At 35.7% G+C, this 11,542-nt stretch carries 10 protein-coding genes; all 10 read right to left on the bottom strand.

Features of this window, described 5'->3' with window-relative positions; genetic code table 11:
* On the bottom strand, positions 1-919 hold a 919-nt coding region (locus EHR07_RS00475; protein WP_135743254.1), incomplete at its 3' end, for a hypothetical protein.
* On the bottom strand, positions 919-2,103 hold the full coding sequence (locus EHR07_RS00470) for a tail fiber domain-containing protein (protein WP_135743253.1): 1,185 nt from the start codon (positions 2,101-2,103) through the stop codon (positions 919-921). The genes EHR07_RS00470 and EHR07_RS00475, both read right to left, overlap by 1 nt.
* Positions 2,104-2,122: 19 nt before the next feature.
* Positions 2,123-3,388 (bottom strand): hypothetical protein, encoded by a 1,266-nt coding sequence (locus tag EHR07_RS00465; protein WP_135743252.1) that lies wholly within the window; start codon positions 3,386-3,388, stop codon positions 2,123-2,125.
* Positions 3,389-3,412: 24 nt separating this feature from the next.
* The gene (locus EHR07_RS00460) at positions 3,413-3,829 is read right to left on the bottom strand and encodes a hypothetical protein (protein WP_135743251.1); all 417 of its coding nucleotides are present in this window, start codon (positions 3,827-3,829) and stop codon (positions 3,413-3,415) included.
* Positions 3,829-6,297 (bottom strand): hypothetical protein, encoded by a 2,469-nt coding sequence (locus EHR07_RS00455; protein ID WP_135743250.1) that lies wholly within the window; start codon positions 6,295-6,297, stop codon positions 3,829-3,831. The genes EHR07_RS00460 and EHR07_RS00455 overlap by 1 nt, the downstream gene beginning before the upstream one ends.
* A gap of 4 nt (positions 6,298-6,301) precedes the next feature.
* Positions 6,302-7,159: a hypothetical protein gene (locus EHR07_RS00450; RefSeq protein WP_135743249.1), complete on the bottom strand. Its 858-nt coding sequence runs from the start codon at positions 7,157-7,159 to the stop codon at positions 6,302-6,304.
* A 5-nt stretch (positions 7,160-7,164) separates the two neighbouring features.
* The gene (locus EHR07_RS00445) at positions 7,165-7,518 is read right to left on the bottom strand and encodes a hypothetical protein (protein WP_135743248.1); all 354 of its coding nucleotides are present in this window, start codon (positions 7,516-7,518) and stop codon (positions 7,165-7,167) included.
* Between the two features lie 10 nt (positions 7,519-7,528).
* The gene (locus EHR07_RS00440) at positions 7,529-7,864 is read right to left on the bottom strand and encodes a hypothetical protein (RefSeq protein ID WP_135743247.1); all 336 of its coding nucleotides are present in this window, start codon (positions 7,862-7,864) and stop codon (positions 7,529-7,531) included.
* Positions 7,864-8,382 (bottom strand): hypothetical protein, encoded by a 519-nt coding sequence (locus tag EHR07_RS00435; RefSeq protein WP_135743246.1) that lies wholly within the window; start codon positions 8,380-8,382, stop codon positions 7,864-7,866. The genes EHR07_RS00440 and EHR07_RS00435 overlap by 1 nt, the downstream gene beginning before the upstream one ends.
* A 1-nt stretch (position 8,383) precedes the next feature.
* Positions 8,384-11,536 carry a hypothetical protein gene (locus tag EHR07_RS00430; RefSeq protein ID WP_135743245.1) on the bottom strand — a complete coding sequence of 1,051 codons (3,153 nt, stop codon included), beginning with the start codon at positions 11,534-11,536 and terminating at the stop codon, positions 8,384-8,386.
* Positions 11,537-11,542: the final 6 nt, after the last annotated feature.

Genomic DNA, 11,542 nt, shown 5'->3' with positions numbered 1-11,542 from the left:
ATTTTCGATCATCAGATTTCCATCTTTCTGGAGTCATTCCGAATGAACTCATTTGTCCAGGATTATAACCATCATCTTTAGTTTCAATTTGTGAAATAATCTTATTGGACATTGCCATTCTATCACCGAAAGTTTTTGCCTTCGCCTGATTCTCTGTAGGTGGTTTAACTGATTTCCCAGCTCCAGCTTTAGCCATCATCATTTGTCGTTGTAAGTCCGCACCTTCACGGTCTTTAATTTGACCATACATAGACTGCATGTCAGAGAGTGACATTTTGTTTAGGTCTACATCCTTTAAGAGTTTAGGGTTAAAGTTATTCTTAATAAAATCTCTATACTCTACGGCTTTCTCATTATTCGGATCATTTAGTTTCGCTTGTTCTATTTTTGCGTCTCTTGAATCTCTCATTCCTTGGAATGTAGAAGCGATTTGACCTTGGTTAGAAGCACCTCCAGAACCCGCCCTCATAGCATCACCTAACGAGGAAATACCTTGGGCAACATAAGACCAATCGAAAGGGTTTTCATCTTCTTTCTTCGCTTCAGAAGGTTTGGATGTTTCAGATTGAGGATTCATCTTTTTTTGGACATAAGCTTTAACTTCTGGATTAATAGGTTTAGGAGTAGGGACATCGACCTTAGATTGAACGCTAGGAACTGTCTTGGAATAATCTAAAGAGTCGGTAATACTAGCCTGTCTATTTGGATTCATTGCCATGTCGGACAATCTGGATTCTATTGGAGTTACTGCTATTTGTTCCCCTGGAGTTTCGCTACTTAGTTTATTAATTAAAGAAGGATCTCCATTAGCTGGTAAGAAGTTCAAAGAATGTTTTTTCATTAAGTAATCATTAATAGAATTTCTTTGCTCTGGAGTAACTCGTCCCGTTTGTATTGGTTGGTTGTTAAGTAATGCCATTATGCTACCTTCTTTTCAATTTTATCAATTTTGTTAAGAAGTTCCGAAATTGCGGATAGTTGGATAGCTTGAACTTCTGGATTTCCATAATCAATAGATTTGAAACCGTCTTCATCATTACTTACAGCCGACGGAATAACTTTTTCAAAATCTTGAGCCATGAATCCTACATGATCGTTTCCATCATCGAACGAATCTTTATACTTGAACTTATGACCTGTTAATTCTCGTAGAGCCTCTGAAGGTTTTAGTTTTGAAATATCTTTTTTAACTCGCTTATCTGATTTTGTCATCATTCCACCAGCTAACATTCCTCCACCGCTCAAAAGAGAGCCTGCAAAATTACCGATCGCTTGGTCTCTACCAACTTGTAGATTAGCATTGGAACCAGCTAGAGAAGTTAATCCACTAGTAGTTGTATTGTTCGCATTAGATACAGAACCAGCATTGATTCCCTCAATTTTTAATTTGTTGTCTCGGTTATATCTAGTTTGGTCGTTACGTGTGTTCGCTACGTTATTATTCCATGTTTGTTGGTTAGAGTTATTAACCTGGTTAATTTGATTTTTTAAATTCGTGTTATAATTATTAACAGCGTCGTTTGCTCCAGCTTTGTTGGAAGCTATTTGATAATCTTGTCCTCTTACGCTTCCTGACATATCTCCTAGTCCTTGTATTGCGTTAAATCTTCTGTCAGCATTAGCGGAAGCTAAGTCTGTTCCTTGTTCTGCTAATCTATTGGAAGCCTCTTGATCTGCCATAAGTTTTGACGTGTATGCTAAACCAGAACCACCGAGACCCCGTGCCTGCATGTTTTGGTCTATTGCCTCTCTATTTGCTCTTGCTTCTGTATTTGCTCTGTTTATGAATTTTCTTTGGTTAGCTTCATCCTGTAGAGTGATTCCTTTATCTGCCAATTGTTCCATTTCGGATAAGGCTTGTAATTGTGCATTCCTTACGGCTGGATCATCGCTAATGTCATTAAATGCAGTTTCTCCCTGAAGTTCTGCCTCTAGATCTCCTGCATATTTTGGATCGACGAATTGAACGTCTTGGTATTCATTTTTATCTATTCGATAGGGCTTATTGATTGCTCCCATCATTTGCATTAATTGATTGTTTTGGTTTAAAGCGTTTCCGTAACCTTTACCGATTCCGACGAGACCTGCTAGTTTATCAAACATATATTATAATTCCTCTTAATTAGTAGTTCGATGGAGAATAACGTCTATTTGTATCAATAGCCATTATTTGATCCCATAGATTTGGGTTTGTTTTATCTCCGAAGTTTCTAAGAGATCTGTTTCTGTATGCGTTAGGATCTAAATAATCTTGAGCGAATTCTTCACCACCTAATTCATTTAACGCCTGTAATTTTGCTAAATCTTCTTGAGTAGATACAGTATTGATATTCGCTGAATCTCTGTTTCTCATTATATCGTAGGCCTTGTTATCTACTCCAAGTTGTGAATTTAGTTTGTTTTTGAATTCTTGATCCCCCATAGGATCGCCTAACTCGAAAGGATTTACTGCATTTGGCATATTGACCCAAGTACCTGTAGAACCATTAGCATCTGAATAATTATAATCTGGAACCCATACAGGCTGTGATTGCATATTCATTCCTGTAGCCCAATCATCACGGTTTTTAGCGTTCTTATTTACTTCGTTAGCATATCCAGTTAATTGGTTTTTGTGATCTGTATAAGTTGGATTAAATCTAGACTTTGCTTCTGTAGAGAATTCAGTATTTTTTTTCTTTGTATCTCTATATAGGTTATTCGCATCGACTTCCTTACCTATAAGGTTTCCAAGAAGGTCTTTGTTTTGAATGTTTTTTCCTCTATCAATGAAAGTGTTACGAGCCGTATCAGAAGACTGTAGTAAAGCTCCATCCAGTTTCGAAAGGTTCGGACTGTATCTAGTCCCTTTATTTTGTTCTTTTAAAATTCCTTCTCTACCTTCCCTTGATTGAAACGCTTCAGCTCGATCATCTACGTAATCAATGTCCTTTCTAGTTTCGTATCCAGAAAGTTGATCTTCTAATGAAGTGTCTCCAGACCATTTGTCGTCTCTGATTGTATGAAATCTATCTACGTTTGGTTTCTCTTTTGTGAACTTAGAAGGATCATTGAATATATTATCTAACCAGGATTTGTCCTCTGTGAATGTATCTTTAGCTACTGATTGTTTAAATCTACTGTCAGCGTCGGAAATGTTGGATTCAATAGTATTTGCCTTATTAACGATTCCACTTGTTGACTTATCTGCAAACTCATTGATTTGTTTTTCGTTATTTTTTAAGTACGTGTTCATATCGACAAAATTACTTGTCTTGTTAGGAGAAGGGGTTCCTGTTTGACTAGATGTTCCTTGGATTGTAGAGTTTTCAGTATTAGAAAGACTAGTGTTTGGTTGTCCTAGTTCGCCTGGTTGTCCTGATTTTGATTTCGCTCTTAGATATGCCATAATAAGTTCCTGTTAATTAGTAATTTAAAATAATAATAGTTTTAGTTTATAAGATTTGTTAGGTTCGAGTCCTGAAATATAGTGAATAGTTATTTCTTTGTTATACTCATTCCAAGCGAGTGAAGTGGATTCATACACTGGAGTAAATACAGCTCTATCCTCTGAGATTTGAGAGATTAGGATTGTATCTACTCTCTCTTTTAAGTTGTTCTTAAATTTAATCGGAGTAAATTCTCTTGAGTCATAGTTTGCCGTAGTAGTAACTATAATGTCTCTGTAATCGCACCTAATGTTTTCTCGAAAAGTAATGTCTCGGTTAAATGCAGAATATAAACTCTCGAAGAATGAGTTAAGAGGACTTAATAACTTTCTAGTCCATGAAGGAACGTCCGAACCAAGGTCTTGTTCTAGGATTCGTTTTTGTGATGGTAGGTTTGCCATTATTTGAACCTCTCCGAAATATCAGAACAAATTACAGAGATTCCCATAAGTTCAAATGAGTTAAATGCTTGTTTAGATTCGATTCTTATTGAAGACCATAAACCCCTTTGTGTATTTGCGGGGTAAAGAGTTCTGAATGATGCAGTTGAAACAGTGTTACCACCCCAGTTTTGTCCCCAAGGAATTTCCCCCCATCCTTCTCTAGATGATGACGTTAAGTCTGTTCTAACAAATGTCTCGTTAAAGTTCGTATTAAAAGATAGAGTTAGTTTTCTAAATGAAGGGTTATTAAATAGAAAGGTAGATTCTATGAATTGTTTAATTTTAGCGGGATTACCTGCCGTGATCGGATTCGTAATTATCTTTACATCTATAGGTTTAACTACTTTTATTACTTCATCTACAAGCCAACCATCTAATGTCTTATCTACTGTTATAGTTTTTGTGTTAATGTCTATTTCGGTAATAAGTGCGTTTCTAGATCCTTGGAATACAGAGTCACCAACCTTCATTTCGTTTAGAATATCATCTAGAATAAGTTCGTTACCTGAGTAGGAAACTAAAGTAGATTCAATTTCTTGGTCGTAGTAATCTGAAGATTTATAGTCTTTACGTTCTCGGAGTAATCTATTGTCTGATTTAGCAAAATATAAACGGTTATCGGCTCTGTCTAAAACACCTGCCTTAACTAATCCTACGTTCCATTTTGTGAATGTATTCGTGAATTGGTTGAAGACATAGGCGATATTACACGCTGTAAGATCCGACGTTTCAGGAACAAAAAGAATGTAAGATCTCTCGGATTCATAACCGACCCCAAAGGATAGATTAATGTTTGAATTAGATAATAATTGAATTAAAGGAGATTCTATGTCATAAGAAACTACTTCCACTCCTGAATCACTGACTGAAATAATTCCTTGGTCTGTAAATGCAAAAACTGAGTTATTAAATGATATAGCTGAATTCGGAGCGATTAATTGCGTTGAATCATCTAGAAGGTTTACTCTAAATGAAACAAAGTCTTCTCCTGATAACATAAAAATACCATCTTGTTTGAAGATATATACTGATTCTCTTAATGCTATGATTCGTTTGATTGGAAAGTTCTTAGATCCACAAGTTACGAAATTAGCTGGAGGAACTGCTTCTGGTTGGTCTGCTTTGGAAATATAGATCTTATTCGGTGAAGTATCGTTATCCGTTAGAAGTGGAGTAGTTAAATCAGGTTGAAAGGCCGTCCCTTTGTTTGAGGTTATACTAATTGCATCGGCTCCAGTAGATCTAGTTTCTATTGTTACGTTTCCAGGAATGTCATTAGCCGAACTGGTATAGAATGCGTAATGAGAAGTATTTCCAGGATATGAGTTTACAACATTTACAAAATTATAAGCTGTCTCTTCTATGTTACGAGCTGGAGTTCCAGAAGTAACTATTTCGAATTGTGCTAACGCTGAAATGTTTCCAGTTGATCCTATGTAAGTTACATTATCTATAGTGATTGTATTTGAAGGATTGAAACCATCTCCACCGACCCCTAAGAAATTGAATTCGGCTCTACCTACAAGTTTTGTATTAGCATAGAGAGTGAAGTTTTTATATTGAGTCATGTCTTTTGCGAAGGGTGGAGGATCATTAGCATTGACTAGAGATTCTTGACTTTGATTTGTATAGAGACTTACTCCTAACATTTCAGGAATTGTCTTATCCTGAAAATTAATGTAACCATTAGTTAGGTCTGTAGATGTTATATTGTGGACACCCGCAAGTTTTAATTCGTCCGAGGGTTCTACATCTAGGTTTACAGAAGCTTCGGATCTATAGATTTCTACGTTATAATCAGTAGTTAATCCATCTGGAAGGTTAAAAGTTAAGTCAACATAAGCCTCATTGAAACCAGTATTTGAAATTACTAATCTTTGTGATGGAGATCCTAGTAAAAGGTTATTATTTACGTCTCTAGTTCCGATTACACATCTATAAGCTACATTAGTTCCCGAAGCTAACCAAGTAGCCCCTGTATCTATAAGTATTGCATTACCATTTAATGCCTTGGGAATACCTGCTTGTTTAACTGGACTGGTTAAGGACTCTAGTTTTTTTATCCCTTTGCTACTTGTGAAGTATAAGTTATTCTTGGCCTGTACGGAACGTAACTTGTAACTAATGTCAGCGAGTTCAATGTTAGAAGCTATTTCAGACCATACACCGTTTCCGTCATCACGAAAGATTCTGTCTTCAGAATGAATAACTTTTTTGTTTTTATAAAGAAAAATAGATGAAATGTCTCCACCTATGATTTGATTAGAGTAATTACTAAAACCTCGTCTAGAAGAGATAATTCCTTGTCTAGATACTACAGTGTTAAGAGCTTCCTTACAACTTCCTAGAGGTGCTGTATCTCCATTGATAGGGTTATTATTTATAAATAATCCCTGTAGATTGACTGTTAGAATCTGCTTAGACATTTACTTACCAGCTATTCCAAAGGGAGTTAGAAGATCCTATCTTCTTAGGAATGTTTCCTGTTCTCGGAGATAAGAGGGTCTGAAGTTCCCTTTCCATAACTACATAGTCAGACATTGCATTCTTTAAACCTTCACCATCCTTTAAAGCTTCAAGACATTTGATTACCGCTCTTTGAGATAGTAACTCAAAAGCTTCTAATGGAATTTGAGGGATTGGAGTATATCCTTTCGGCGATAGATAGTCACCGACTTCTAGAAAGGTTATATTATCTAAAACATATTGTTTATTACTGTTCTTCGCTGAAATGGTTACTATTCCTTTAGATTCAAAAGGTTCTATTGAGGAAATAACTTCTAATTGGTATGAAGGAACAAATGAAGACACGTTGGTATCTACATCTATTATGTTTGTATCTATTGAGGTCACTCTTGCGGTCTTAGAAGTTGAGATTAGGGGAAGAGGTCTCTTGTGATAATAGATTACTATATCCTTATTGTGATACTGTGAAGGATTAATGAATTTAATCTTATAGCCTTCTAAGTAGATTCCATTCCCACCACAAAACCTTTCTTTTTCGGTAAGTGGAATTAAAGCTACTCGTCCCTTATTAATGAATATATCTACAATAGATTGTCCGAGACCATCGCTAGGGAATGATATGTAGTCTCTATCGAAAGGTAATGTTACAGTCTTATTTGTTACGAAATGTGAATCATTCAACCTCATTATAAGAGGAATGATTTTAGTATTCATTTCTGAATTCAAGATTTGTATGAATCTTTCAGTAGAGAATAGGGCTTGAGTTTCGGGAATTGAGGCTCTCAGTTTTAAGTCACTGATTAACTCATCTGTGGTCAACATTACTATTAACCCTTCTTAGCTATCTTCTTTAATCTAGAAAGAATGTCGGTTGGATCTTCTTCGGATTCGTCCTCATCTTCATCGTGTAGAGAGTTCATTTCATGGATTCCCATTAATCGCTTAATAGAATCAGGAATCTCGTCATCTTCTGGATTTAATGTTCCTTTAGTTACCTGGATAGTTCCACCACCTTTAACGAGTTTTCCTCCAGACATTCCGTCTTCTGATTTAAACTCTGTGATTTCTGGTTCCTTGATTCCGATTTTTAGGCGGCTCTTTAAGTCGTCTCCTTCCCGTTCCTCAAGGTCTCTAAGCATTTTTTCAATTACTGATTTTTTTATATCAAATTCATCAAACATATATAATTCCTTACCTGTTATTTCTATAGATTTCGTTTTTTAATTCTTCTATTTTATCGAATAGCTTTTCAATGTTAGTTTCGATTCTTTCGATAGATTCATTCTTGTTAGTATAATTAGTTTCTATGATTAAAACTCTTCTCTCAATCTCGTTGACCTTATCGTTTATTTTGATTTGATCTTCTGAGAGTTTTTCCTCTAAGTCTTCAATTGCTTTCTCAATATCTTTTTTAACTTCGGTTACAACATCTTGAATGTATCTTTTCGCTACCCAAAAGAAAATAGGGGTTAGAAGATTAAACAGAGCGAACCAGTCTTTTAATTCTATTCCGTTAAAGATTTCCATTATAGAGTCTCCGCTAGTATGAAGAGATCATCTATTTGATTCTCTGTTAGGTTTAATGCATTAGCGACAATGGGAAGTGATGACCAATTTCTTTGAATCTCTTGTGATTCACTCCAATCAATCTTGATTTCCATCGGAGCCGTTACCATGTAGTTTTCAATAGCCTCTAATAAACCAGCCTGATGTAATGCACGGCGTGATTGTCTCCTAGTTACAGACTTAGGAACTTTTTTATAATCTGAAATTTCAATAGTGTATTCAGCTTTGAGTCTAACCATAGCTTCTAACTGCTCTGTAGCCTCTATAGTCTCTAATACATCTGATTCATCATAGACTTCATCGGGAAATAAAAAGGATTCATCTTCCAATTGAACCTTAGCTCTTACGATTCTCTCAGGTTCACCCCATACTTTTGTAGAGATACATTGATTAATCCAAGAATCTAATTCTTCATCAGATTTAATGTTACCAGGGGAAATTACATCCCCGTTATTGTTTTTGATGCTTATAATTTTCATTTTAATTTCCTATCTTAAAAATTGATATATTGGCAGTACTAGCCGTGCTTAGTGTCCCACCTGTAGCAGTGAATGAACTGTTTGACCTGATTGACAAAGTATCACCTGACAATAGGTAAATGATTGTGGAGAATCCAGGATTTGAATAAGTTGAATGTAAAAAACAAATCGCTTTATAAAGAGATCCATTTTTATAGATGTTAATAAATCCAGAATTACTAGACGTTGGTTGTATATATCCTGTTAATGAATACCAACCATTTTGAGGAGCTGTATAAACTCCTGTAGTAGTATTCATTGCTCCATGAGTATCTTTAGTTACAGTATCCCATCTTAGATTTGTAGATGAATCTATGGTTCTATTGGTCGCACAATATGCCTCACATCCTACAGATTCTTCTCTAGCGAATGCCTGATTACCTGAGTTTAGTTTCGCAATTGAAAAAAATTGAACAGGAGTTCCACCATTAGTGGATAATGTTCCAGAGGCTACTCTACAGGTTATTTGGTCTCCTGAGTTGCACGAAATTAAATCAACGGAATTATTACTGTATGCAGATGTTCCATAAGAAGCGTATTTTCGATAGATAACCCCATTAACATAAATATCTATACCATTCCCACTAGCTGTAAAATAATCCGCACATTGAATAAGATAAACTCCACTTTCAGGAATAGTATAAACTCCTGTTGACGTATTATAACCGTTATGTGAATCAAACTGTTTATTTACATAGACTAATGTACTTCCTGATAATGCTGTTGTTCCTGATAATGTGGAATACCTAGCGACAACCGAACGACCATCTCCTACTTGAGAAGATAACTGAACCGTTCCACCCCAACCAGTAATTGGAACAGAAGCGTATAATGAGATATCTTCGGAAGAACCTAACGCACCATTACCCGTAACAGATGCCATAGGATTTCTATTGACATCTGATCCGATAAAACCAACCGTTAAATAGTTTTGACCATTTTTAGATAAAACAGCCATGTTACTAAGGATAGTTGAAGCGTCTCTACTCATATACCCACACACCTCTACGTCGGCACTGGCAGTAATAGGAGTTTCGATTACATAACCATTAGGTAATCCTATTCGTAGTTCATCGGTATTAACTGTTCCTGTTCTAAAATTTCCTCTAATTTCTAAATTGGTTCCGACTCTTCTCCATCGTAGTGATGAGTTGCTTATTGTTCCCAAACCTTGAGTAACAGGAGTGTATGTTTGCCAATCTGTAATAATCGCTCCGTAGTTTTTTTCTTGATTCCATATTTTAACATTCTTAAAAAATAAGGATCGAGATCCTAATGAGTTAGCTACATGTATACATAACCTATAGTTTTGAGAAGTTAATGAAGTTTGAAAAGTTCCTATGTATTTCCTTGGAATGTTTAAGTTGTTAGATCCAGCATAGTTAGGAGGTTGTACGATATAAAGGTTACTTGGTTGAATTACTTCTCCAGTATAATCATCAATGATATAACATCTTACATCAGCGTTAATCGTGAAACCTGGAATTCCATCGAATCTGAAGTAGTAATCGAAAGAAATCTCTAGAATAGAAGCTCTATGATTAGCTTGTATCGTAAATGGATAACTAGCTCCCTCTCCTGTTCCATTAGATCCTCTTAGGACATACCAGTCAGAAGGAGCTGAAGATCCCTCACCATTGAGATCTTCGTAAATAATTCCTCCCAATGCTCCATTCCTATAGTCTAGAGTAATTGTAGGAGTTCCTCCCTGTCCGTCTATCGGAGGAGTAGCTCCATCGTTATATACTTCCCACCCTAAAGTTAAAGGATCTGAATAGATAGCAGTGGGGAACTGAATGTAGTTGTTCGAACTATTATTAGCTAATCCTAATTCTAATCCAGTTTCTGAATTATTTACTTTAACTACTTTAGTCTTTTGGCCTACGAATGTAGTAGCTGTTACATCATTAAGATCAAAAAAGCTTAGATCTATTTGGTTAACTGGAACTGTTCCACTTACATCTAAAGAAGCATATCCATTCGCTACACCCTTCTCAGATCTTAATTGATATGTATCATCATATTCAGAGTTATCTATAGTTCTGGATTTAATTCTCCATCGAGAGCTAACTGTATCATACTTAAGTATTACTGTTCCATATTGCCTAATGGTTACATCTGAGTTAGTATCTGTTTGAATTCTATTTGAGGCTGTAGAGTCAGTAGATTCGTTCTTAATTGTTAATGGAGTAGTATTATCATTGAAGATTACAAGCTCTCTTCCTTCCTCATTAGAATTTAAACCTGTTAGCTCTGTAGCTTGAGTAAGTTTTACAACCGCTACTCTAGATATATCAAGATTGTTAATTATTCCTGAAGTAGTGATTACCTCTATTTTATCTCTTCTTATGGAGTCGTTAGTTAGAACAATCCATCTTTGGGAACCTTCATTGTAGGTTAATTGAGCCGAATATCCATTAAGAAGAACGTAATCATAACCATTGGAGGTCTCTATTCTGTTATTGGCTGTAGAGTCTCCATTTTCATTTCTAAGGAAGATTGTAGATCCAGTATCGTTTAGGATAAGGATTCTTTTACCACTTACTGGATTAGAAAGACTTCTTACTTCTGTTGCCTGAGTTAATCTAATGAATGTTCTATTGATTGTATTTAGGTCGGTAATTACTCCACTAGAGTCATCTACAGCGTATTTTTCAGCTAGAAGGGAGTTAGAGTTAATTAGTCTCCATTTGGTTTCGGAGCTGTCATAGTAGAATGATACAATACCATTCGGAACTAGAAAGAAAGACTGATTGTCAGTAGTGATTATCTGATTGTTTAGTTCTGATAGTTCGTCTTCATTAGTAATCTCTATATCAATAGAACTAGCATTAATTAGGTGAACAATTTTTCCAATTTGGACGTTACCAATCCCCGTGATTTTTGTTGCATCGGTCAACCTTATGAAAGATTGATTATTGGTGTTAAGGTTGTTAATAGTTCCAGTAGAATCATTGGTGAATAGTTTAAGTCGGACACTAACATTTCCGAGATAACCGTTTTGTAGGTAGTCTGCTAGATCGGAAAGATATGTTGTGAGAGTTAATCCATATCCAGTCTCTTGCTCTTCGGGAATTGAATAATTGATTTCGTTAAGTGTAACAGATAAGGCCATTACTTA

The sequence above is a fragment of the Leptospira bandrabouensis genome, assembly GCF_004770905.1.
In the GTDB taxonomy this organism is placed as follows: domain Bacteria; phylum Spirochaetota; class Leptospiria; order Leptospirales; family Leptospiraceae; genus Leptospira_A; species Leptospira_A bandrabouensis.
The sequence above is the reverse complement of the archived record's forward strand: the minus strand, read 5'-3'. Positions and strand labels throughout refer to the sequence as shown.

Excerpts from the sequence above, each read along its gene's own strand:
- EHR07_RS00470 (WP_135743253.1), bottom strand. The coding sequence starts at position 2,103 with ATGTTTGATAAACTAGCAGGTCTCGTCGGAATCGGTAAAGGTTACGGA.
- EHR07_RS00465 (WP_135743252.1), bottom strand. The coding sequence starts at position 3,388 with ATGGCATATCTAAGAGCGAAATCAAAATCAGGACAACCAGGCGAACTA.
- EHR07_RS00460 (WP_135743251.1), bottom strand. The coding sequence starts at position 3,829 with ATGGCAAACCTACCATCACAAAAACGAATCCTAGAACAAGACCTTGGT.
- EHR07_RS00455 (WP_135743250.1), bottom strand. The coding sequence starts at position 6,297 with ATGTCTAAGCAGATTCTAACAGTCAATCTACAGGGATTATTTATAAAT.
- EHR07_RS00450 (WP_135743249.1), bottom strand. The coding sequence starts at position 7,159 with ATGTTGACCACAGATGAGTTAATCAGTGACTTAAAACTGAGAGCCTCA.
- EHR07_RS00445 (WP_135743248.1), bottom strand. The coding sequence starts at position 7,518 with ATGTTTGATGAATTTGATATAAAAAAATCAGTAATTGAAAAAATGCTT.
- EHR07_RS00440 (WP_135743247.1), bottom strand. The coding sequence starts at position 7,864 with ATGGAAATCTTTAACGGAATAGAATTAAAAGACTGGTTCGCTCTGTTT.
- EHR07_RS00435 (WP_135743246.1), bottom strand. The coding sequence starts at position 8,382 with ATGAAAATTATAAGCATCAAAAACAATAACGGGGATGTAATTTCCCCT.
- EHR07_RS00430 (WP_135743245.1), bottom strand. The coding sequence starts at position 11,536 with ATGGCCTTATCTGTTACACTTAACGAAATCAATTATTCAATTCCCGAA.